The organism is Ahniella affigens (assembly GCF_003015185.1).
Taxonomy (GTDB): Bacteria; Pseudomonadota; Gammaproteobacteria; order Xanthomonadales; family Ahniellaceae; genus Ahniella; species Ahniella affigens.
On record NZ_CP027860.1, the window covers coordinates 5,578,889 to 5,601,789 of the forward strand.

24 protein-coding genes and 1 riboswitch are annotated in these 22,901 nt (G+C 61.6%); of the genes, 11 read left to right on the plus strand and 13 right to left on the minus strand.

The annotated features are described in order from the left end of the window. Nucleotides 1-289: 289 nt before the first annotated feature. Nucleotides 290-2,632 carry an outer membrane protein assembly factor BamB family protein gene (locus C7S18_RS21570; RefSeq protein WP_146152063.1) on the plus strand — a complete coding sequence of 781 codons (2,343 nt, stop codon included), beginning with the start codon at nt 290-292 and terminating at the stop codon, nt 2,630-2,632. A 101-nt stretch (nt 2,633-2,733) separates the two neighbouring features. Here the strand turns inward: C7S18_RS21570 and tyrS are convergent, their stop codons facing one another. The 6 genes from tyrS to C7S18_RS21605 all read right to left on the minus strand — a co-directional run bounded on the left by tyrS (nt 2,734) and on the right by C7S18_RS21605 (nt 8,375). Continuing rightward, entirely contained in the window at nt 2,734-4,017 is a 1,284-nt protein-coding gene (tyrS, locus tag C7S18_RS21575) for a tyrosine--tRNA ligase (protein ID WP_106893521.1), read from the minus strand. A 170-nt stretch (nt 4,018-4,187) separates the two neighbouring features. Next, nucleotides 4,188-5,252 (minus strand): hypothetical protein, encoded by a 1,065-nt coding sequence (locus C7S18_RS21580; protein ID WP_106893522.1) that lies wholly within the window; start codon nt 5,250-5,252, stop codon nt 4,188-4,190. A gap of 108 nt (nt 5,253-5,360) precedes the next feature. After that, nucleotides 5,361-6,536, minus strand: coding sequence for a hypothetical protein (locus C7S18_RS21585; protein WP_106893523.1), 1,176 nt, complete (start codon nt 6,534-6,536; stop codon nt 5,361-5,363). A gap of 8 nt (nt 6,537-6,544) precedes the next feature. Next, on the minus strand, nt 6,545-6,922 hold the full coding sequence (locus C7S18_RS21590; protein ID WP_106893524.1) for a hypothetical protein: 378 nt from the start codon (nt 6,920-6,922) through the stop codon (nt 6,545-6,547). 457 nt (nt 6,923-7,379) lie between these two features. After that, nucleotides 7,380-7,811, minus strand: a complete 432-nt coding sequence (locus C7S18_RS21600) for a hypothetical protein (RefSeq protein WP_106893526.1) — start codon at nt 7,809-7,811, stop codon at nt 7,380-7,382. A gap of 9 nt (nt 7,812-7,820) precedes the next feature. After that, complete coding sequence (locus tag C7S18_RS21605) at nt 7,821-8,375, minus strand: RNA 2'-phosphotransferase (protein ID WP_106893527.1); 555 nt, start codon at nt 8,373-8,375, stop codon at nt 7,821-7,823. A 163-nt stretch (nt 8,376-8,538) separates the two neighbouring features. On the opposite strand from C7S18_RS21605, the gene C7S18_RS21610 reads away from it, so the two are divergent. The 4 genes from C7S18_RS21610 (at nt 8,539) to metB (ending at nt 13,023) form a co-directional block, all read left to right on the plus strand. Next, complete coding sequence (locus C7S18_RS21610; protein WP_106893528.1) at nt 8,539-9,507, plus strand: aldo/keto reductase; 969 nt, start codon at nt 8,539-8,541, stop codon at nt 9,505-9,507. Further along, complete coding sequence (locus C7S18_RS21615; protein WP_106893529.1) at nt 9,504-10,208, plus strand: L,D-transpeptidase family protein; 705 nt, start codon at nt 9,504-9,506, stop codon at nt 10,206-10,208. The genes C7S18_RS21610 and C7S18_RS21615 overlap by 4 nt, the downstream gene beginning before the upstream one ends. Before the next feature lie 381 nt (nt 10,209-10,589). Then, nucleotides 10,590-10,722, plus strand: a riboswitch (SAM riboswitch). A 67-nt stretch (nt 10,723-10,789) separates the two neighbouring features. After that, a complete protein-coding gene (metX, locus tag C7S18_RS21620; protein WP_106893530.1) occupies nt 10,790-11,812 on the plus strand; it encodes a homoserine O-succinyltransferase MetX in 1,023 nt (340 codons plus the stop codon). Nucleotides 11,813-11,814: 2 nt separating this feature from the next. Beyond that, nucleotides 11,815-13,023, plus strand: coding sequence for a cystathionine gamma-synthase (gene metB / locus C7S18_RS21625; RefSeq protein WP_106893531.1), 1,209 nt, complete (start codon nt 11,815-11,817; stop codon nt 13,021-13,023). 52 nt (nt 13,024-13,075) lie between these two features. On the opposite strand, the gene C7S18_RS21630 is transcribed toward metB, so the two are convergent. The 6 genes from C7S18_RS21630 to thiE form a co-directional block, all read right to left on the minus strand. Then, complete coding sequence (locus C7S18_RS21630) at nt 13,076-14,287, minus strand: MFS transporter (RefSeq protein WP_206207939.1); 1,212 nt, start codon at nt 14,285-14,287, stop codon at nt 13,076-13,078. Continuing rightward, nucleotides 14,284-15,375: a cell division protein ZapE gene (zapE, locus tag C7S18_RS21635; protein WP_106893532.1), complete on the minus strand. Its 1,092-nt coding sequence runs from the start codon at nt 15,373-15,375 to the stop codon at nt 14,284-14,286. Before zapE ends, C7S18_RS21630 begins: the two co-directional genes overlap by 4 nt. Next, nucleotides 15,372-15,995: an alpha/beta hydrolase gene (locus tag C7S18_RS21640; protein ID WP_106893533.1), complete on the minus strand. Its 624-nt coding sequence runs from the start codon at nt 15,993-15,995 to the stop codon at nt 15,372-15,374. Before C7S18_RS21640 ends, zapE begins: the two co-directional genes overlap by 4 nt. Next, nucleotides 15,992-16,810, minus strand: coding sequence for a mechanosensitive ion channel family protein (locus C7S18_RS21645; protein WP_106893534.1), 819 nt, complete (start codon nt 16,808-16,810; stop codon nt 15,992-15,994). The genes C7S18_RS21640 and C7S18_RS21645 overlap by 4 nt, the downstream gene beginning before the upstream one ends. A 364-nt stretch (nt 16,811-17,174) precedes the next feature. Continuing rightward, entirely contained in the window at nt 17,175-17,873 is a 699-nt protein-coding gene (bioD, locus tag C7S18_RS21650; RefSeq protein WP_106893535.1) for a dethiobiotin synthase, read from the minus strand. Further along, complete coding sequence (gene thiE / locus C7S18_RS21655) at nt 17,870-18,496, minus strand: thiamine phosphate synthase (protein ID WP_106893536.1); 627 nt, start codon at nt 18,494-18,496, stop codon at nt 17,870-17,872. The genes bioD and thiE overlap by 4 nt, the downstream gene beginning before the upstream one ends. Before the next feature lie 59 nt (nt 18,497-18,555). Between thiE and C7S18_RS21660 the strand changes: the two genes are divergently transcribed. Genes C7S18_RS21660 through nudC form a run of 5 tightly spaced genes read left to right on the plus strand, consistent with a single transcriptional unit; the run spans nt 18,556 to nt 21,441 of the window. Further along, a complete protein-coding gene (locus tag C7S18_RS21660) occupies nt 18,556-18,744 on the plus strand; it encodes a rubredoxin (protein ID WP_106893537.1) in 189 nt (62 codons plus the stop codon). Next, on the plus strand, nt 18,741-19,511 hold the full coding sequence (locus C7S18_RS21665; protein WP_106893538.1) for a DUF6776 family protein: 771 nt from the start codon (nt 18,741-18,743) through the stop codon (nt 19,509-19,511). Before C7S18_RS21660 ends, C7S18_RS21665 begins: the two co-directional genes overlap by 4 nt. Beyond that, nucleotides 19,498-20,088, plus strand: a complete 591-nt coding sequence (locus tag C7S18_RS21670) for a bactofilin family protein (RefSeq protein ID WP_106893539.1) — start codon at nt 19,498-19,500, stop codon at nt 20,086-20,088. Before C7S18_RS21665 ends, C7S18_RS21670 begins: the two co-directional genes overlap by 14 nt. A 44-nt stretch (nt 20,089-20,132) precedes the next feature. Beyond that, nucleotides 20,133-20,501: an iron-sulfur cluster insertion protein ErpA gene (gene erpA, locus C7S18_RS21675; protein WP_106893540.1), complete on the plus strand. Its 369-nt coding sequence runs from the start codon at nt 20,133-20,135 to the stop codon at nt 20,499-20,501. Nucleotides 20,502-20,508: 7 nt separating this feature from the next. Further along, complete coding sequence (nudC, locus tag C7S18_RS21680; protein ID WP_106893541.1) at nt 20,509-21,441, plus strand: NAD(+) diphosphatase; 933 nt, start codon at nt 20,509-20,511, stop codon at nt 21,439-21,441. Between the two features lie 37 nt (nt 21,442-21,478). Here the strand turns inward: nudC and C7S18_RS21685 are convergent, their stop codons facing one another. Beyond that, nucleotides 21,479-22,135 (minus strand): YceH family protein, encoded by a 657-nt coding sequence (locus C7S18_RS21685; RefSeq protein WP_106893542.1) that lies wholly within the window; start codon nt 22,133-22,135, stop codon nt 21,479-21,481. Between the two features lie 188 nt (nt 22,136-22,323). On the opposite strand from C7S18_RS21685, the gene C7S18_RS21690 reads away from it, so the two are divergent. Next, nucleotides 22,324-22,896 carry a YqgE/AlgH family protein gene (locus C7S18_RS21690; protein WP_106894137.1) on the plus strand — a complete coding sequence of 191 codons (573 nt, stop codon included), beginning with the start codon at nt 22,324-22,326 and terminating at the stop codon, nt 22,894-22,896. Nucleotides 22,897-22,901 lie beyond the last annotated feature (5 nt).

Here is a 22,901-nt window from a genome sequence, read left to right on the forward strand (position 1 = left end):
GCTTGGCGGTGCGCGCCCTGTGTGGTCGAGACGGTGGCTGGGGTTGACCAAGTAGCTCGGCCCAGTGTACGCCCCACAGGCAGAGCGTCAAGGGAGTGTGAGTGGATCCCGACCGCTTTGCCCAACTTGCCCCGTTGCCCAGTCGGTGGCTTCCAGCACATGTCGGCTGGCTGGCCCGATTTCACCATCGAGTGCGAATCGCAAGGGAGACGGCGTGGTGATCAAGACAGGGATTTTCGGCAAGCAGGCCCTTCCACGACTGGCTTCATGGTTCGCCATACTGTTCGCCATGACGGCCGCTGCCAGCGCGCCAGACCCCATCGAAGGCAAATGGCTGGGCCAGGTAGGCACTGCAAAGGAACGGATCGAGGTCGGGTTGGAGTTCCGGCAGACCGCAACGGGCGCTCTGGAGGTGCGTCTGACGCAGCCGATTTCGAACTACTTCGATGAGCACGTCGACGGCGACGTGCGCCGTTCGGGCGACGCGGTCAGTGTCGATGCGTTGGCGCTGAATCTGAAGCTCGAAGGCGAACAGTTGCGCGGGACGTATCCTGGGCCGAATAGTCAGGCCGAGTTCAAGCGTGCGCGCGCGTTGCCGACGGCATCGGCGCCGCCCAAGTTGCCGACTGGCCCGGCACCACGTTGGCAGACTCGGCTCGGCGGACAAGTGTATGCGTCACCGGTGGTGGCCGATGGCATTGCGTACGTTGGCACGACCGGCGGTGTGCTGAATGCTGTCCGTATCGCGGATGGCGCATTCGAATGGGCGGTGCCAATGGGAAGTGCGATGTTTGGCGATGTGCTGATCGATGGCGCTGCCATCTATGTTGTCGCTGACAACGGCTTTCTATTCAAGCTCAGTCGCCGCGATGGCAAGGAGCTCTGGCGCTATCCACTCGGTGATGCGGACGCTGGGCGTGTGTTGCCGCATCCACAAGTCTTCGACTGGGACTGGCAGGCACCGAAACCGCTATTGGCCGATGGCACGATCTACGTTGGCGCCGGCGATGGTGGCTTTCACGCGATCGATGCGAGCTCGGGTCAACGACGGTGGCGCTTTGAAACCGCGGGTCGTATCCGCAACGGCGCCGCCGTGGACGGCGACCGCGTGATCTTTGGCAGCACGGATCATCACGTGTACGCGTTGCGCCGAGACAATGGCCAGGAAGTCTGGCGCTTCGATTCCGGTGCCGCCATCGATGCCACGCCCGTGCTTAGCGACGGCACGCTATTGATCGGCAATCGCGGCGGCGGCTTGTATGCGTTGAATGCGGCCACGGGCACGCTGAATTGGCGATTGTACTTCTGGGGCTCCTGGGTTGAATCGACGCCCGTCGTCGCCGATGGCATCGTCTATGTTGGTTCCTCCGATCTCCGCCGCGTCAGTGCGATCAATTTGAAGGACGGCGTCGTGTTGTGGCGCAGCGATGTGTATGGTTGGACCTGGGGCACACCGTTGCTGACGGACCAGCATGTGTATGCCGCCAGTGCGGGGGGCACACCCTATTTCGTCAAGCATGTGGCAGCGTTGAGCAAGCTCGACCGCAAGACGGGCCGCTTGCTGCAACGCTGGCCCATGCCCGATACCGGCGGCCACCAATGGGGCATTGCCGGGTCGCCGGTGCTATCCGGGAACACGCTGGTGGTCGCGAGCATCGAAGGGTCGCTGTATGGCTTTCCCAATGAGGACGGTGAGGCCACGGACGTTCCCACGAGCAAATCGGGTGTCGCCGTCGCAACGGGCATCACGCTGATTCCCGGCGCCTTTGCGCAGGGCCGCCAACCGGATGGCAACACGGTGGTCTTCGAAGCACCCGATGGCCTGATCGTGCTCGATACCGGACGCCACGTCGAACACACGCGGCAGATCATCGATTTTGCCGAAGCCTTGAAGCAGCCGGTCGCAGTGATTTTGAACAGTCATTGGCATCTGGACCACATCAGCGGCAACCCAAGACTGCGTCAACAGTACCCAACACTCCGCGCGTACGCGAGCCCGGCCATCGAAGGTGCGATGGCTGGCTTTCTCGCGCGCTCACGTCTGGACGGCTTGGCGTTTCTGAAGCAGCCGGGCGATCCGATCCAACAAGCTGAGGTTCGTGCCGACATTGCGAGCATCGAAAGCGGCCCGGCGTTGTATCCGGATGTGCGGATTGCCGAAGCTGGAACGCGCCGCTTTGCAGGCTTGGAGTTGCAGGTCGGCGTGGCTAAGCATGCGGCGACTGAGGCGGATCTGTGGTTCTATGAGCCGAATACGCGCGTACTGGCTGCGGGCGATCTCGTGACCTTGCCCGCACCGTTCTTCGACACGGCTTGTCCAGCATCCTGGCAAAAGCACTTGGCCGAATTAGACGCAGTGGATTTCGCAACACTGGTGCCGGGACATGGCCCCGTGATGAGTCACGCCGACTTCAAACAGTATCGGCACGCGTTCGATCAACTACTTGCGTGCGCGGATCGCGACGACGCAGCGTCTTCGTGTATCCAGCACTGGCAGCAGGACGCTGCGCGCTGGTTGACCCGTGAATCCGACCGAAAGCTCGCTGCTGGATTGCTTGGGTACTATTTCAGCAGCCATCTGCGCGGGAACGACGACAAGCTGGCCGCGCTCTGCGCCGATTCAACCAAATAGGCGCCGCGGGCCCTGCACAAGACATGCCGATACGGATGCGAAGGAGGCGTGGCAACGGCAATGCGAACCACGCGTCCGTTCCAGAATCGGCAAGCCATTCGTTACGCGCCAGCTACCCGCAACACGGCGTATGACCGCTTGCCCTTGCGGAGCAGCACATAACGGCCGAACAGCAAGTGCGCCGTGCCGAGCTGCAGTTGGGCGTCGGTGACCTTCTGGTTGTTCAAAGACAAGCCGCCTGCTTCCAAGTCGCGGCGGGCTTGGCCTTTCGATGGCGCGAGGCCGCTCTTGACGAAGGCGTCGAGGAGGTTGAGGCCAGGCTCGGCAAAGGTATTGGCTTCGACGTCGACGGTTGGTACTTCGCCGACCACTTCTTCAAATACGCGCTCGCTGATGCCATCAAGCCCACCGCCGAACATGATGTCGCTGGCGCGCACGGCGTCGTCACGGGCCGATTCGCCGTGCACGAGCGCCGTGACTTCGCGGGCCAGGGCGCGGTGTGCGTCGCGTGCGCCGGGGTTCGCGGCGTGGCTCGCTTCCAGCGCTTCGATCTCGGCGCGTGGCAGCAAGGTGAACTTGCGCAGGTAGGTGGACACCATGCTGTCTTCGGTATTGATGAAGAACTGGTAGAACTTGTACGGGCTCGTGCGCTTCGGGTCGAGCCACACGGCGCCGGATTCGGTCTTGCCGAATTTCGTGCCATCGGCCTTGGTGATCAGCGGGAAGGTCAGGCCAAAGCAGCTGGCCTTCAGCTTTTTCCGAATCAGGTCGGTGCCGCCAACGATGTTGCCCCACTGATCCGACCCACCAATCTGCAACTCGCAGTTCAGCTCCTTGCGCAGGTGGTAAAAGTCGAAGGCCTGCAGCAACATGTAGCTGAATTCGGTGTACGAGAGCCCGGATTCGCTTTCCATCCGCGAACGCACGCTGTCTTTGGCCACCATCATGTTGACCGAGAAGTGCTTGCCGATTTCGCGCAGGAATTCGATGTACGGGACGTTGACGGTCCAGGTCGCGTTGTCGACCAGGCGCGCGGGATTGGTCTTCGCGTCAAAGTCGAGCAGCTTCGAGAGCTGCTCTTTGATGCACGCCACATTGTGCGCGAGCGTTTCGGCACTGAGCAGGTTCCGCTCGGCCGATTTGCCGCTCGGGTCGCCAATCATCCCGGTCGCGCCGCCGGCCAGCGGCAATGGGTGATGCCCGGCCGCCTGGAAGCGCCGCATCATCAGCTGGCCCATCAGGTGGCCGACGTGCAGGCTGTCGGCCGTCGGATCAAAGCCGCAATAGAGCGTGATCGGACCTTCGGCCAGCCGCTTTTGCAGGCCATCGAGGTCGGTGCAGTCGGCGATCAGGTCGCGCCATTTCAGATCTTCAATCAGGTCCATATCAGTCAGCAGGCTTGAGACAAGAGCCTGATCGTATCAGTCCGGCAGATGCCAGACATCATGTTGCCTGATGACGAAACGGCGGATCGCTCCCGTCCAAATCTGTTGCTTCGTGGCCCGGTATCGCCGTCCTAGCGGCCAGATCACCAGGCGGCGCGTCGTCCGAACGCTCAGGCCAGCTGCCAGACCAGCTCGTGCTGCGCATCGAGCACATCCCGACCGGTAAACGACCCGGCCGGGCGATCTTTGAAGCGCTCTCGGAGCAGGACTGAAATCTGCCGGACTTTGTCAGCATTGGCGGCTTTGCCCGGGCCGAAGACCCGCTCGCCGACATCCGAGCAAAACCGATGCAATTCAAAGAAATAGCGCTCCTGGCCAGTGGTCAGGAACGACAATAGCGTTGGCCCGGCCTCGGCGCTTTCAATGACGCGACCGGCCCGCATCTCGCGCTCGCCGGCCAGGCGGGCGCCGCTGTCTGAGAGCTCAACAAAACTCTCGCCGACGTTGGCGGTGTCCAGGTCCGACGCAATAAGCGCCAGCCGAATCGCGCGATCCAGGCTCGGTTCGTGGCGCCAGGCAGGGTTGATCCGCTCGATTTCCCGCGCCAGATGCGGCGCCAGGGGGCCGGTCGTCGTGACGACTTCGGCCGTGTTGAACGTGCTCCGGTCGACGGGGGTGGGGCGGGCGTCGAAGGTTGAGCCGGCAATCATGATTTCCAGCGCAACGTAGAGCTCATGGTCGCGCTGCCGGTCAAACCCGCACCGATCCAGAATCCGCTCGGTTTCGGCAATGCTGGCGGCCTCGTTGCTGCCCACCGGGTGGCCAGAATCGACCAGTTCCCGTTGCCGGAGGTCGTGGCAGGTCGCAAACAGCGTCAACGCAACCCAATCCAGGCCGCCCAGGGCCCGAATGCCAAGCTCGCGCATGACCCGTTCGATCCGCCGATCCAGGATCTCCAGAGCGTGCTCTTCGTTATGGTAGTGGTGATAGTCGCGCCCAAAGCGCCCGTGGCGGATCGCCAGCCGGGCCAGACTCAAGCAGAGCGCCGATTCCGCCCGATCCCAGGCATCGGCTACCAATGCGCCGAAATGCTCGGCCAACAGGCCGCGCCGGCGTTGAAACAGCGCCAAAATGTCCGATCGCCGCGCCGCAATTTCCGCCCGAGCCCGCGCAGGATCGTCCAACGCCAATTCCACGGCGTCAGGCGGAAAACTGTGCTGCAGGCCTTCGATCACTGGACCGTACTCTCGGGCAGCCCGGGTTGGGCTGCCCTGAGTATAGACAACGGCGGGCGGGGTGGCGACTTTTGGGCGTTGCCCGCTGCTAAAGGTGCCCCGACGGCATCAGCGCATGGTCAACTCTAAGAATCGCGTCGCGACAGCTTTGGGATCCAGATCGGCTCGCGCGAATTCGATCTTCGTTGCGTTCTGTACGTCCAGCAATACGTCTCCGAACGCCTGGTCATTATTGTCGTTGAGGAACTGGACTCTTGCCTCTTCGACCTTCTTATAGGCGGCGATTGCGAAGGCCTTCTGCCGTTGCAAATCAACCCAGCGCGTTTCGCGAGCAAGCCAAGTCCCAATGTTCGCAGCGTATTCACTCATATGCAGCCATGCCCAAGCGTTCTTGTTATTCATGGCTGCGTTGATATTGCCATTCACCCAGTGGTGAAACGTGCTGTCCACGACGACGCGACCTTCAGTGGGCGCAGTGAATGCGGACACTACAGGATAGATTTCGGCATGCGTCTCTTTGCCTCGTGTTAGCCCAGTGCGTGCGGCATAGGCAACAACCTGATATCGGGCACCACTCGGAAAATCCTCATTGGATCGTGCGCTGTCATCCATCTCAGTCATCGTAGGAACGCGACACGCGCCTTCATGCCTGTGGTCTGGCAAGTATCCGATACGCTTAAGATCTGGATGCAGACCAATCGGATGAACTCCGGCGCCCCATTGTTGCCCAGGCATGTACCAGTCTTGCGAAAAATAGACCCGTTTTGGCGTATCGTCATAATCCGGCTTGATGTCCAAATGCGGAAGCAGTGGTGGGCAACTAGAATCCACTCGGTGGCTATCAGTATCGGGCGGACGGTCTTCGACACTGAAGTTGTCTGGCCGCCAGTAACGCATGCGCCGTACGCGTGGGATCTTTCCGCAAAGATCGGCACCCAATGTATCGTGATCGCCTGTTGCAAATACCCCCACGCCCCTTTGCATAAGCGCGAAGATGCTGCTGATGACATCGCTTTCCAATGGCGTTGAGGGGAGGTTCTCGTCGCCGCAACCAAACAACCAAATCTGGTTTGGTTCGTTGTGACTGAGGTAATTTCGAAGCTCTGTTGACTTGTGCTCGTGTGTCAAAAGCAGCCGGTCAATTTGAAACTCCAGCGTACCCCCCAGGGTCTTGATCTGCCGCTTTTCCAAGTCGTCGAGAATCAAACCGAGTCCCATTGACTCTTTGGGGTCACTGCTTGCTGTCAGTGGTGCTTCAATTGCCGCAAGAATTTTGATGATCATGTGAGCACCTACTTGCCTGTCCAAGTGCCGCCGCTGTCTTCGGAGCCCCGCTTCATGGTCATGATTCCAACCCAATTGACCACCTTCGTGAGGTCATCGATCGCATACCCTTCCTTGTCCACAGGGCAAGCCGAAAAGGTGTAAGCGAGCGCACCGTCGGTGGCGGTGCCCTCGACCTGAAACTCTGTGTTGTGAACTGCCTGGAACTTCAGTGGATTGGTAGCGATATTCTTCGCCTGGATCTCAACATCCACAAGATCCGTTCCGACTGCATAGATGATCTTGATCAAGTCATGTACTTCCAGGACGGCCTTTCCCATCTTCTTGCCTGGTTGCGGATAAATCGCGTGCGAACTACAAACTTTGATATTGAATTCCGTCGACATAAGACGCCCTCACAAGTTGGATTGATAACGACCACGGTGAACGCGAAAAGGGTGGTCAAGCGAAAACGTTCAGCGGTCGTCAGAACGACGCTCGGTGCAGACGGTGCCGATGAACATGTGCTTGAAGTATTCCTGCCATTCATGCCCCCCAAATCGGACCGCCCAACCATAGACTCGGCCGCAGTTTGCCGCAAGACATTCGGTGGACGCCGGTGTCAGGGCAGCAGGATGCAGCTGGTTGCCGACCGGCAAAGCGAGACAATCAGGAGGCTTCGCGTGTCAGACAATCAGTGTCGTGAGGCGGGTGGATATCTCAGCCTCGAACGTTCGGGCGATGCCCGACATCGAGCCGGCAACTGCTACCGTACACCACGCATTTCAGTGCGCGCCTTCGCGGTGCCTTACAGGACTTGCATCAGATCATGGTGATTGTTGGACGTGGCGAACTTCCGTACATTCACTGTCGCGGCGGCGTCTGCTGCCCGGGCCGAAATGCCATTACGCCAGCGACTACCAATGCGCCCCATTGCACAAAAGTCATGATGCCGGACAGGACATTCAGTGCCGTCATCGGCATGCCGGCTAGTCCACCGCCGCCATGTTGGAGCAGAAAGACGAGCGTGCGGCTGAGAATTCCGGATATCAGCAGAATCGCAATCAGCGTAAACAGCGCGCGGTGGTGCGCCATGCGGTAGAACACGTAGCTGGCGCCCAGCGCGGCCAAACTGCCCAGAATGCCGAAGATGGCCCAAATGGAGCCCAGGAGCCCGTCGAGGCCCAGGCCACCGAAGTCACCCGCACATGCCGCCGGGGCGAGTGCGAATAGGCACAAGCCAAAGAGCGGTCGGGTGCCACGGATCAACGCGTGCGTGTTGGCGGCCATCGACATCGTCGGTCCTCAGGGTTGGTGCGCGTTCAAGCTGAGCGCGTCGTTGGGAACATGATCGGTCAGCCAAACGCCATTGGCTGATTGATAGAACACATGGCCACCTCGGAACAGTGTTCCGGCGGCCACCTGCAAAATCATTGGTTTGCCGTGACGGCTGCCGATTTGCGTGGCGGTGCCAACCTCTGCTGACAGATGAACATGCTGCCGGCTCTGCGACTTCAGGCCCTCGCGCAGAATGCTCGCAACGCTTGTGTCGGCCGTGCCATGGTAGAGGTACTCAGGCGGTTCGACCGGCGTGAGTCCGAGATCGACCGTGACCGAGTGGCCCTGGTTCGCGCGGATGCGGGTGCCGTCGGCGCTGAAACTGAAGCGCTGCTTGTTGTTTTCGGCGACGATCCATTCGAGACCGGCGCGGTCGATGGCCTTGCCGTGACGATCCAGCGCAGCGAGCAGATCGTCGACGCTGACATAGCCTTCCTGGTCGAGCGTGATGCCGATATGCCCAGGCTCATGGCGCAGCACGAGGCTCAAGAGGCGACCGACTTCTTTGAGATGTTTGGACATGTCGGCAGTGTACCGCCTTGTCCGGACGGTTGGATGGCGCGTCCGCGCGGATCACGGTGCAGACGAATTCAACACGCCAAGCGGGGCGCGCTTGCGGCAGAATCAGCGTTCAACTTGTTCCCATGCGCCATGGGCGCGTGGTCGACCCCTTCAGGAGTGCCGCATGCAATACCGTCGAATGGGCCAGACTGGCCTCAAGCTGTCCGCCCTGTCCTTTGGTACCTGGGCCACCTTTGGTGTTTCGGTGCCGCGTGGCACGGCCCGCGATCTGATTGCGGCGTCTTACGACCACGGCATCAACTTCTTTGATGCGGCCGAGACCTACGCGAACGGCGAGGCCGAACGCATGCTCGGTGACGTGCTGATCGACCTTCGGTTGCCACGCGATGCCCTGGTCATTTCGAGCAAGGTGTTTTTTGGCGCGGTGACTGACCCGCGTCCGACCCAGCATGGTCTCAGTCGTAAACATATTCGGGACGCCTGCGACCAGGCGTTGCAGCGCCTGAAGCTTGACTATATCGATCTGTATTTCTGCCATCGCCCAGACCTGGATGTGCCGATCAGCGAGATCGTCACGAGCATGAATCTCTTGATTCAGCAGGGCAAGATTCTGTACTGGGGTACCAGTGAATGGCCGGCGACGCTGATTCGGGAGGCGGCCGAGTTTGCATTGGCGCATGGGCTGGAAGGGCCGAAGGTGGAGCAGCCGCAATACAGTCTGCTCGCGCGGGAAAAGGTGGAGCAGGAGTTTTCGGAGCTCTATCCGCAATATGGCATCGGCACGACAGTTTGGTCGCCGTTGGCGTCCGGTCTGCTGACGGGCAAATACAACGATGGCATTCCGGCCGATTCGCGGCTGGCGCACGAGCAGTATCAATGGCTGCAAAAGCCCGTGTTGCAGAACAAGGCCAAGCGGATTGCGGCGGTGAAGGGGCTTTCGGACGAAGCGGCAAAGCTTGGGGCCACGGCGGCGCAACTCGCACTGGCCTGGTGTCTCGGGAATCCGAATGTCAGCACGGTAATTCTCGGCGCCACGCGGATCGGCCAGCTTGAGGAAAACCTGAAGGCGCTGGCGCTGCTTGAAAAGGTGGACGCTGGCACGCGTGCACGCATTGAGGCTTTGTTTGCATGAAGTGGTTCCGGCTGTTGGCACTGGTGCTCTTGCTGGTCGGTCTCGACTGGAGCAGCGCGCGTGCGGGCGAGGCCGAAAAAACCAGAGCCGGTCTATCTCGTTTGGGGCCCGTGCTGCAGGCGGCCGGACGGCAGGCGGGAAACCCGTTGTACCTTCGGATCTTCAAGCAGGAAGCTGAGCTCGAGGTGTGGATACGCGATCCGCAGGGGAACACGTTCGCGAAACTGAAGACCTACCCGATTTGCAGCTTCTCAGGCGGCCTTGGGCCCAAGACGCGGGAAGGCGACGGGCAAGCGCCAGAAGGGTTCTACACGGTTAGCGCGAGCCAAATGAATCCCGGCAGCAGCTACCACCTGGCGTTCAACCTGGGCTATCCCAATGCTTATGAGCGCGCGAAAGGCTGGACAGGCAGTTATCTGATGGTGCACGGCAACTGCGTGTCGATTGGTTGCTATGCGATGACCAACCCAGGGATCGAAGAAATCTATACGCTCGTCAAGGAAGCGCAGCGGGCTGGGCAGTCCGCCGTGCCCGTCCATGCGTTTCCGTTTCGATTCACGGCGACAAACGTGCGCCAGTACCAAGGCGATCCGAATTGGGCATTCTGGTCCGAACTGCAGCCGGCCTATGACCAGTTCGAGCAGCGCCGGGAATTGCCGGTGGTGTCGGTGCGACAGGGGAAGCATGTCGTCGGGCAGTGATTCCGAGCAGATGGCTCTGCGCCGTTGCTCCTGATCGATTGCGAAGAATCGCTGACGTTCGAGGCAAGTAGCCCCCTCGCCGACCCTCCCCCGGCACCGCGGGAGCACTCCCTCTCCCACGCGAGTGGGAGAGGGCTGGGGAGAGGGCTACTTGCCACAATGCTCCGTTGTGAGAATCGCGAATCGTCGCTGATCGTCTGACGCGCGAACAAACGCACCTTCGGCGCGACTGGCGCTCCCACGTACACGCACGGCAGACACGCACTCCCAGGGCAGACATAGGGGTCTGCCCCTACGGACAAATGGGTCTCGGCATTAGAACGTATCGTTCTATCGCGATGAAGAGATTGATTTCCTCGAAAAGCGTGCGTATAGTGCGCCTACCCATCCAGACCGGCCGAGGGACAAGCCCAAAGACGCCGGGGCAACCCAGACCTGCATTGCAGGACTGAAGGTGCCAACTCTTGCGAGGGTCAGCGCTGATCTCAGCGGCTCGACCTTTGAAAGATGGGATCGCGAATCCCATCGCGATCACCCTCCTTCACGCAAGCGGATGGCTTGAATCTGCGAAGGAGAGCGACATGAGTCTGGTAAGCCGAAATGACGAACTGCTGCGTGAGCCGAGCGAAGCGCTCGACACGCGTCCTGACCTGCCCTATGCCCGGCGCGTGCGCTTTGAGGCGGAGCTGGATCTGGTGCACGCAGGGCGCATGCGCCTGCCGATTCAAGCGGAAGTGCTCGGTGCCCCTGACGCACCTGCGATCGTCGTGCTCGGCGGCATTTCAGCCAGCAAGCACCTGTGTGCCAACACACTCGATCAGAACCCCGGTTGGTGGGAATCCCAAGTCGGCCTTGGCCGGAGTCTGGACCCGAAGCAGCTCCAACTGATCGGTATCGACTGGCTTGGTGCCACGGGTGAGTTCGATCACCCGCTCGATACGGCTGATCAAGCGCAATTGCTTGCCAAGGCGCTCGACTTTCTCGGTATCGGCAAGGTTCAGGCCATCATTGGCGCATCGTACGGTGCCATGGTCGCGCTGCAGTTTGCGGCGTTGTTTCCGAAACGCCTCGGCCATCTGCTGGTCATCAGCGGTGCGCATCGCAGTCATCCGTTTGCGAGCGCCTGGCGCGGCCTGCAGCGTCGCATCGTGAAGAGCGGCATCGCCGATCCCGATACGGCGCTGTCCCTGGCCCGGCAACTCGCCATGCTGAGCTATCGCACCCCCGAGGAATTTGCGGAGCGATTTGCGGACGCACCCGTATTTGTTGACGAGAGCCTCGTCACACCGGCCGATTCGTACCTCGAAGCGTGCGGTCAGCGTTACGTGCGCAACTGGTCGAAGACCGCGTTTTTGCGCCTGAACGAATCGATCGACGCGCATCGCGTCGACCCGAAGCAAATCCGCGTGCCAACGAGCATTCTCGCGATCGCCGAGGACCGTCTCGTCCCGATTGGCGACCTGTACGCGCTAGCCGAAGGCCTCGGCGCGACATCGAAGCTGCACCACGTGCGTTCGCGCTTTGGCCACGACGCCTTTCTGACCGAACACGTGGCTGTGGCCCGTGTGCTCCGCGAATTCATTCAAGACGCAAAGGACTGTTGAACATGACTGCAACTGCCCCGAAGACTCAGGCCGCGACGCAAGCCGTCCGCGCAGGCATCGATCGCGATACGGCGTTTGGTGCAGTCGTGCCGCCGATCGTGCTGTCGAGCAATTTCTCGTTTGCCGGCTTCAACCAAAAGCGCGCGTACGACTACACGCGGAGCGGCAACCCTACCCGCGACCTGCTCGCCGAGGCGCTGAGTGAGCTCGAAGGGGGTGCCGGTGCGGTGATCACGGCAACCGGGATGGCCGCGATCACACTACTGTTGCAGGCCTATCTGCAGCCTGGTGATTTGCTGGTGGTGCCGCATGATTGCTACGGTGGCAGTTGGCGCCTGTTCGACGCGCTGGCCAAGAAGCAGCAGTTTCGGCTGCGATCGATTGACTTCACAGAGACCGATGCGTGGCAGACCACACTGGCGGAACAACCCAAACTCGTTTGGCTCGAAACACCGTCGAACCCGCTGCTGCGGTTGACCAATCTGGCCGAAGTCGTCCCCGCCGCCAAGGCGGCAGGCGCGCTGGTCGTGGTCGACAATACGTTTCTCTCGCCAGCGCTCCAAACGCCGATTCGATTTGGTGCCGACTTTGTCGTGCACTCCACGACCAAGTACATCAACGGGCACAGCGACGTGGTTGGTGGCGCCGTCATTGCGGCCGAAGCGGCGCGGCACCAGGAGTTGGTCTGGTGGGCCAATGCGCTCGGTCTGACCGGTAGTCCGTTCGACAGTTTTCTGACCTTGCGCGGTCTTCGCACGCTCGATGCGCGCCTGCGGGTCCATCAGGACAACGCGAGCGAGATCGCCGCCCGCCTCGCCCGGCACTCGGCCATTTCGCGCGTGTACTTTCCGGGCCTGATCGATCATCCCGGTCACGCCATTGCTGCGCGTCAGCAGTTTGGGTTCGGCGCAATGCTGAGCTTCGAATTGCGCGGTGGCGTCGACGCGGTCAAGGCACTGGTCGAAGGCCTGCACTACATCACGCTTGCCGAGTCGCTCGGTGGTGTCGAAAGTCTGATCGCCCATCCCGCCACCATGACCCATGCGTCGATGAGCGCCGAAGCGCGCGCTCGTGCCGGCATTGGCGACGGGCTGGTGCGGCTGTCTGTCGGCATCGAAGCGTTCGAAGATCTGTGGCGCGATCTGAGTGCCGGGCTCGAACGCGCGCAGCGCCTGAGTGCGCCGTTGGAAACGAATCTGGCTTTAGTTTGACCACAGCCGTTTTCACGCGAGCGGGGCCACCCCGGGTCCGCTCGCGTGGTTTTTAGGTCGATGACACCGCCGTTGCCGTCGGGCGCATCACCGCCGCCACCAGCAACGCGAGCAGGCTGAGTCCGCCCGCCACGGCAAACATCACGGGAGCGCCAAAACGCTGCCACACCCAGCCAGCGAGCACACTCGCAGCAATCGCGCTCAACCCACTGAGCAAGTGGAACACACCAAATGCGGTACCGCGCAATGCCTTGGGCGCGACATCGGCGAGCATCGCCGACAAAACGCCTTGGCTGAAGCCAAGATGGGCGCCCCAAAGTGCGATCCCGAGACCAAAGACATACAGATTGGGTGCCAGCGCGAGTGCGACATCGGCCGCCAGCAGCATCAGTACCGAGAGCATCAGCAGGCGCATCCGCGGCCAACGATCCGCCAGCAGGCCGACCGGATATGCGAGCAGCGTAAACACCAGGCTCATCAACACGAGCGTCAGCGGGGCAAACCGATCACCGAGTCCCACGTCCCGGCCTTGAATCACCAGAAATCCTTCGCCGAAGCGCGCCAGCCCGAGAATCGTGCAGAGTGCGAGCACTTGCCACAACGGCTTGCCAAGCTGGCGCCAGTCGCGCAACGAAAACCGCTTGCCAGCAGGCGCCCCGATCTGTTCGGGCTCGCGGACAAACACAACCAGCACCATGACGGCGAGCAGGCCGGGAATGGCCGCAAACCACAGCGCATGCTGGACCACGCCGAGCCAGAACATCAGGCCAAGTGCCGCGACCGGTCCGATGACCGCGCCAACCGTATCGAGGCTTTGCCTGAGGCCATAAGCCGCACCGCGCTGTGCTTCGGGTGTGACATCGGCAATCAGCGCATCGCGCGGCGCGCCACGAATGCCTTTGCCGAAGCGATCGAACAGTCGCGCCGTCAGCACCGACGCCGCGGAACCGGCGAGCGGAAACACCAGTTTGGTCAGCGCCGACAAGCCATAGCCGACCACAATGAGCGGTTTGCGGCGGCGGAACCGATCCGAAATCGCCCCGGCAAACAGTTTGACGATGGACGCCGTGCCTTCCGACAAGCCCTCGATCAGACCAAGCATCAGCATGCTGACGCCGAGGCTCCCGACGAGGAGCAATGGCAGCAGCGCATGCACCAACTCAGACGACACATCCGTCAGCAGGCTAACCATGCCCAATGCCCAGACCTGGGCCGGCAGGGCCTGGCGGATGGATTTGCTCGCAGCTTCGGGCGACTGGCTCAAGACTTGTGTCCCTCGCTCAAGTAGGCGGTGGATTGCATTTCGATCAGGCGACTGACGGTGCGTTGGAATTCATGTTGATGCTTGTCGCCGCGATACAGGTCGAGCGGCAAAGCCACCGCCGACAGCACCACATTGACCCGTCGATCATAGAACTCATCAATCAGGTGAATGAAACGCTTGGCAGCGTCCTCATCGTGTTGGCGATTCGCAAACTGCGGGACGTCGCTGATCAACACGGTGTTGAAGCTCTTGGCCAGCTCAATGTAATCAGACACTGCTCTTGGCCCCAGGCACAGCGCCGAAAAGTCGAACCACGCGACCCCGTCGCCGCGCCGTTTGATCGGAATCGGGCGATCATTGACCTGCATGTTCGGCTCCAACCGTTCCGGACCTGGGTTGACGCGCAGAAACGTCTCGCCCAATCTTCGTTCCGTGTCCGCATTCGCCGGGCACAGATACACCTTCTCCTGCGTCAGCGCACGCAGGCGGTAGTCGGTGGCGCTGACCAGTTCGTGGACGTGGCAGTGGCGCTCGATCAACGCGATCGCAGGCCGGAAGCGATCGCGCTGCAAGCCATGCTCATAGAGCCGGTGGGGCGGCAGATTCGACGTCGTCACCAGGGTTGTGCCAGCCTCAAACAACGCCTTCAGAAACTCGCCCAGAATCATCGCGTCGCCAATATCCGTGACGACGAACTCGTCCAGGCACAGCAGGTCGATGTCCTGCGCATACTGTTTGGCGATGGCAATCAAGGGGTCGCGCTCGCCGGCGCGATCGCGCAGCGCAGCTTGCACCTTGCCCATGAAGCGATGAAAGTGCAGGCGCAGTTTGCGTGACCCTGGCAGGCTGTCATGCAGCAGATCGATCAGGAATGTCTTGCCGCGACCGACCCCGCCGTACAGGTACAAACCGCGAATCGCGCTCGGGCCGCGGAAGCTGTTCCACAGTCGCGTCAGGGTGCCTTCATGCTGCCGCGTCAGCAACGCGTCATGCAGCCGATCCAATTGGACCAACACGGCGCGTTGTGCCGGGTCGTCCGACCATTGGCCGCTGTCGACGCCTTGCTGATACCGACTACTCGGATTCATGCCAGCCAGCCAGCCGCATCAATCTCCGCATGCAATGCGGTTCGCAAATCAGTGAGCTTGCTATGGAAAAAGTGCGACGTCTCCGGGAATCGATGCAATGTCGGCTTCGGGTCGAGCGTTTCGACCCAAGCATAGACCGCTGCCGGCGACACCACCTCGTCCGCATCCGGCTGCAACACAGACCAGTGGCAGCGCGGATGCTCAAAGCGCGAAAAATCCCAGCGCCCGACGGGCGGTGCGATCGTGATCAAGTGCCTGGGTTGGACCTGGATCGCCACATGAGCCGCGACGAACGCCCCGAACGAAAAGCCAGCCAACAACAAGGGGAGGCCCGGATAAAGCGCTCGCAGATGCGCGACTGCGGTCGCGGCATCGTCCTGTTCGCCGATGCCATGGTCGTGCCCGCCAGCACTCTTGCCCACCCCGCGGAAATTGAAGCGCAGCGTGGCCATGCCGAGCTCTTGGCACGCGCGCTCGGTGCTGGTCACGACTTTGTTGGTCATCGTGCCACCAGCCAATGGATGCGGATGGCAGATCACGGCAATCGCACGTGCGCCCGGTTGATCATGCACCGCGATCTCGAGATCGCCGGCAGGCCCGGCAATGACCTGGGTGCTCATGGACTCACCTGGCGGACCACGCTGTGTTGTTCCGGGACTGGCCAGTTTTCACGCAACGCCACTTCGGCGATTTTCTTGTTGCCGTCGAAGTAGACCTGCCAATAGTGCTCATTCGCACAGGACGGGCGAACCGCGAGCAAGGTGCCGTTGACATTGAAGCTCAGAATCTCGACAACCGGCTTTGGCTCGGTCACCACATTCGGCACGGCGGTGATCGCCGCGCGCAGGGCCTCCATGGCGCGCGCCACGTCGACGCCATGGGCAAGCTGACAACTCAAGTCGACCCGCCGCGTCGGGTTGACGCTGTAGTTGAAGATGCTATCGCTGAAGATCTTGTTGTTGCCGACCGTGACACGAACACCGTCGCCGGTTTCAATCGTGCAGCCAAACAGGCCAATTTCCTTGACGATGCCCGACACCCCGGCCGCCATCACCGCATCGCCCACTTTAAACGGCCGCAAAATGACCAGAAACACGCCGGCCGCGAAGTTGGCAAGCAGGCCCGCCCACGCGGCACCAATGGCAACACCCGCGGCCGCCAACAAGGCCGCAAAGCTGGTGGTCTCGACACCCAACACGCCAAGCATCGCGAGCAGCAGGCCAATACGAAGTGCGACCCTTAGGAACGAATCCAGGTAGCGGATCATCGTTGGATCGACGGCCTTGGCCGCCATCGCCCGATTGACCCCGGCGATCACGCCCCGGATCACAAAGCCGCCGGCGACCCAAATCGCCGCGGCGGCCATCAGCTTCAGTCCGAACGGAATCAGGTAGGTATCAACAATCAGATCGATTTTGCTCAGGTCGACGGTCATGACGGGCTTCTGGCGGGCAAGTTGAGGATTTTAGCGAATTGGGCGCGGGGCAGGCGTTCGTCGGACCATCCTCGGTCGCGAACGCCCCAATCGCGGAGGGAGCGCTCCCGCTTCCACGCGAGTGGGAGAGGGCTGGGGAGAGGGCGACTTGCCACACTCCGGCGTCGTAAAAATCGCGCATCGCCGCCGACAGTTTGAGGCGCGAATCAGCGCACCAACGGGGCGGCTGGAATCCCAAGCGAGTGGGAGCGGGTCGGGGAAGAGGGCTGCTTGCGATCAAGATGACTGTCGCGTGTCCGCAGCGGTGCCGTTGGCGTCGCGACAGCCAATGACATGAGCCGGTGCCAACAACAGTGTCGGTCGCTCACCCTCTCGGAAACAGCACGGGGATCGCCGACTTCAGTCGTTCCGCCGCGCGTTCAATGGATTCGCCATAGGCGACTTCGCCAAGCAGCGGTGCATCCAGCTCCTCGCGCAGCGAGGCAATCACCCGGTCTGGCACCAGACACTGTGGGTCCACCCGATTGGCGATCCAACCTTTGAGTTCGAAGCCATCGGCGACGATCGACCGTTCACTGAGGATGGCGTGGTTGATGCATCCGAGCCGGATTCCGACGACGAGCACCACGGGCAGGCGCAGCGATCGCACCAGATCAGCCTGCATCAAATGGTCGGAGAGCGGCACGCTCCAGCCCCCAACGCCTTCGACCAACACCGCCGTGGCACCAAACCGTAGCGCCTCATAAGCCGCCCTGATCGGCGCCAGCTCGATCGTCCGGCCCATGTCTTCGGCGGCCAGGTGCGGCGCAATCGGTGCTTCGAAGCACAGGGGATTGACCAGCGCATAGTCCGCCTTGGGGGTGGTGGACCATTCCCGCAATTGCTCCGCATCGTCGTTGCGCCATTCGCCTTCGCCATTGCGCGTGGCCCCGCTCGCGACGGGCTTCATGCCGAAGGGTCGCAACAGCGCCTTGCGCGCGGCGTACAGCAAGGCGCAGGAGACAAACGTCTTGCCGACCCCGGTGTCGGTTCCGGTCACGAAAACGGCGGGAATGTCGGTCATCGTGAGGGCTCCTGAGCCAGAAACGTCTTAACAGTGGCCCCAACCTCCGTGTCCCGCCAGACCTCGCCGAGCACCGCGATGGCATCGGCCCCCGCGTCATAAACCTCGCGCGCCCGATCAGTAGTGATGCCTCCGATCGCGACCACAGGCAGCCCAAACTGCCGGGCTTCCCGAAGCACACTGAGAGGACAATGCCGGGCGAGAGGCTTGGTGGCCGACGCAAACACCGCGCCGAAGGCCAGGTACGAGGCGCCATTCGCCGCGGCCGCGCGGGCGCGGTCCAGATCGTTGTAACAGGAGGCCCCCAGGATGGCGTTTGGCCCGAGCCGGTCACGGGCGTCCCGTAGGCCGCCGTCATGCTCACCAAGGTGGACCCCGGCCGCCTGCACCGCCAGCGCCAGGTCGACATCGTCATTGATGATCAGCCCGGCACCCCAATACCGGCAACGGGCGGCGAGCGCCTCAGCCTGACGCAGGCGTTTCCCCACATCCCTTGATTTGTCGCGGTATTGCAGCCATTTAACACCGGCGGCCAGGGCGGCTTCGGTGACCACGCCAAGGCGCGCGTCGTCGGCGCCGTCCTCAGTCAGCAGATACAAACCTTTCACAATTGGCACAAACATCGATTTCCGGCTTAACACAGTCGATGCCAGAATATCGGTCTTGCCCCGCTTCAGGAACCATGCCCGTGTCGAATCAGAATCCTTTCCGAACCTTCGTCTGTGTCGTTTGCGGATTCGTCTATGACGAAGCCAAAGGACTGCCCGAAGACGGGATCGCCCCCGGCACGCGCTTTGAAGACATTCCGGACACCTGGTCGTGCCCAGATTGCGGCGTCAGCAAGGCGGATTTCGAACTGGTCGCTGCATGAGCGAATTCATCGGCCCGAATGATCAGCCGGCCAGACTGTTCGTCCGCTCCGAACAGCGCGGCCGATTTCGATTGCCGATCTGGTTCTGGCTGTTGGTTGCGGTGGGCCTGTTGGTGGCCACTTGGTATTTCTCGGCCAATAACGCAGCACCCCAGCTGGCGGCGCTGCAGAAAGAGCTGAGCGACGCCAAGAAGACCATCCGTAAACTGAACACCCGGCTGGAAAAGACCGAGCAGCAGCTATCGATCTCGCAGCGCGGCGATCAGGTGTCTTCGGCCGCCAACGACACGTTGAAGGACACCCTTCGCGAACGCGAGGAAGAGGTCGCCGCATTGCAGGCCGACCTCGCCTTCTTTCAGCGTCTCGTCGGCGGGCGCCAGCCCAAGCAAGGTCTGCGTGTCCAAAGCCTGGTGCTGCGGCCGATCGAGCACTCCCGCGGCTTTGCGTTTCGGTCGACCCTGACGCAAACCCTACGCCGTGGCGAAACCACCCGCGGCCATATGACACTCAAGATCGAGGGCGTGTCGGACAACAAGGTGGTGAACTTCGAGCTCGCCCAGCTGCCGGCGCACAGCCCAGAAGGCGAAACCTTGCCGTTTACGTTCAAGTATTTCGAAACGATCGATGGCAGCGTCGTGCTGCCCGATGGTTTCAGTCCCAGTCGCGTCTTTGTGAGCGCCCAGTCCGAACAGGGCGAACGCTCGGAAGAATCCTACAGTTGGCAACAAGCCCTGGCCGCCGGAGAGCCCGAACATGTTTGGCAGTGACAAGAAGTCGTCCCCGTTGTTGGCACCTGGCACCGTCACCCTGATCTCGAAGCAGACGAGCTTTACCGGCGACCTGCATTTTGACCCGGGCTGCGTGCAGATCTCGATTGAAGGCAGCGTGACCGGCACGATCCGCGCCGAGCCGGAATGCAAGACCGAATTGACCATCATGGGCGCCGCGATCATCAGGGGCGAGGTGCGTGCACCCAAGATCAGCATTGACGCCGTCGTCGAGGGCGATGTCATTTGCAGCGAACATCTGCGGCTCTACTCCAAGGCGCGGGTCAACGGCAACGTCTACTACAAGATTCTGGAGATGGCCGCCGGCGCGCAGATCAATGGCCAGATTCGCCGAATCGATGAAGGTGGCGCCATCATTGACGCCAAGCCGATCAGCTCGACCGTACAATCGGCGCCGCCGGTGATCGCCAAGGACGCCGTCAGCATTGGCCATGACACGACGGGCGAATCGAAGCTCACGGCGAAAGTGGAACCGGGCAAGGAGTCCAATGTCGAAGCTGTTCTGACGTTGACACCGACCCCTGCCAAAGAGCATCGGCACAAGCGCGAGAAATGAGCGTTCTGAAGCTTGCCCGTCTGTAATACGAGAGAGGTACGACCATGAGCACCGAAACCATTGCTCCCAGCTATCAGGATCAGGACGCCGCGCTGAATTTCACGTCCGCGGCCGCGAAGAAAGTCCGTGAGTTGATCGAAGAGGAGAAAAACCCGGCGCTCAAGCTTCGGGTCTACATCCAAGGCGGCGGTTGCTCCGGATTTCAATACGGCTTCGCGTTTGAAGAGGATCAGGCGGAGGATGACTTGAGCGTGGTCACCGATGGCGTGGTGCTACTGGTCGATCCGCTCAGCCTGCAATACCTGATGGGTGCCGATATCGACTACACCGAAAACCTCAGCGGGGCGCAGTTCGTCATAAGAAATCCGAACGCCAAGACCACGTGTGGTTGCGGCTCGTCCTTCTCGGCCTGAGTCACGCATGAGTCGCTACGCCTTTGCCGAATTCGAACTGGATCGGGCCGCACATTGGCGTCAGGACGCCAGCGGGCTCATGGGTCTATTCGAGTCTCGCGAAGCGCGCAGTGTGCTGTTGACCGAGAATGGCCGCGTGTTGATCGCGAAGCAGGAGCCGCGCTTGCTGGCGCTGCCGCTGTCTTTGCTGCGCGATCACTTTGCGTTCGAGCAATTTAGTTTTCTGGGTCTGGATCGTGAGCAGGCGCCCTGGTTCGCGCTGCAACTGAGTGCCGATCTGGAGCTGCTTTGGCAGTCGCAGCTGGAGGCCGAAGCCGCCGACTTGCGCGCTGCGGCGGCGCTGCTGCCCGCACCTCAGGCTGGCACAGCGGCCTATGCCCGCGCGCTGTTGCATTGGCAGAAGCACACCCGCTTTTGCGCACGCTGCGGCGCCAAGACGCTGCTCAGCGGATCTGGCCACCGCGCCCTGTGCACCGACCCATCCTGCGCCGCCGAATGGTTTCCGCGCACCGATGCGGCCATCATCACCATCGTGCACGATGGCAGCCGATGTCTGTTGGGGCGTCAGCCCAGCTGGCCCGAAAAGCGGTTCTCGACGTTGGCCGGGTTTCTGGAACCGGGCGAATCGCTAGAGCAAGCCGTCGCCCGCGAAGTGTTTGAGGAAGTGGGCGTGGTGGTGGATCGAAGCCACTATTTCGCGTCCCAGCCCTGGCCGTTTCCGGCATCGATCATGGTGGGCTTCATCGCCGAAGCGAGTCATCAACCGATCCGACTGTCCGATGAAATCGTCGAAGCTGGCTGGTTCAGCGCTGAAGAACTCGAGCAACACGTTGCGGCGGGCACGATGCTGCTGTCGCCGAAACTGTCCATTTCGCGTGCGCTGATAGAGCATTGGTGCGCCGAGCAGCTCGGCCGGCCGGCGCGCCTGTCAGCGCCTTAACGCAAGCCGCGGCGCGCCCGATGCGGCCGTGCTGGCGTCAAATACCCAGGCTGCTCTTGATGTCGGCGAGTGCGGCTTCCAGCGTCGCGACGCGTTCCTTCAGCGCGGCCACCTCGTCCCGGAGTGACGTACCACCGCCAGAGTTCGCGCCAACAAATTCTTGATCCGGATCCGACGGCGCACTCAGCACGTCCACCGAACCCGACAACAGATGCGCGTAGCGGTCTTCCCGCTGACCATTGCCGCGGCCAATGTTCTGCACCAATGACGGCTCGTGTTCGGCAAGACGGTCCAGGGTGTGTCGGACATCTTCGGGTCCAGCGAAATCAGACAAGCGGTCTGAGCGTGTGAAGAGCTCATTCAAGGTCTGCGGGCCGCGCAGCATCAGGAGCGCGAGCAAGGCCTGCTGGCGCAGGGTGACCTTGTAGGCCTTGTCGAAGCGATGCTCAAAGCGTTCGACCCGCCCGCCAAATGCGCGCGCGACCAGCTCACGGTGCTCCAGGTCCCTGAGGCAGTGCAGCACCGCGCCGGGTTCCAGATTCATGATGGGTTCCCGGCTCGTCTTCTGATTGCAGGCCAGCACCAGAGAATTGACCGTCAGCGGGTACTGGTCGGGGGTGGCGGCCTGCTTTTCAATGAGGCAACCGAGCACGCGGGCGTCGATGGCGGACAAGCTGGCAATTTCAGTGGACATGGCAGGGGTTCCAGTTTTCGAAGTATTTCAGCGACTTGCGGCGCAAACTGCAACGCAAACACCTTGATTGACGCAAAACCGCCGCCATTTCAAACCACACTTGAGCCCAAATGCACCGCGATTGCAATCCCTTCACCCGATCGCCCCGCATCATCGGCGCGTCCAACCCGCACTGCTACACTGCCACCATGACCGAAGCCACCTATCTGACCAATCATTTTCTGATCGCCATGCCCGCCTTGGACGATCCGAACTTCGCGCGCTCGGTCACGCTGATCTGTCAGCACAACGACGAAGGTGCAATGGGCATCACGTTGTCGCGCAAGGCCAATCTGACGATGGGCGACATTCTCGATCAGATGAAAGTGCAGGGTGGCACCGACCAAGTGCGCGCGGTCGAAGTGCTGTTGGGCGGCCCGGTGCAGACCGAACGTGGCTTTGTGCTGCACTCCGGTGGACACAGTTATGAGTCCACGTTCAAGGTGTCCGACGACATTGCGATCACCACGTCCCGCGACATTCTGAAAGACCTGAGCGAAGGCCAAGGTCCCGATGCGATCGCGGTCGCGCTCGGCTATGCCGGCTGGGGCAAGGGTCAGTTGGAGCAGGAAGTCCGCGACAACGCCTGGTTTGCGGTTCCGGCGGAGCACATGGCCGGCACGATCGTCTTCGATACGCCGGTCGACTTGCGTTGGCAGGAGGCCGCGCGCCTTGGCGGCATCAATCTGAGCAAGCTCTCCGGCCTCGTGGGTCGGGCCTGATTCAC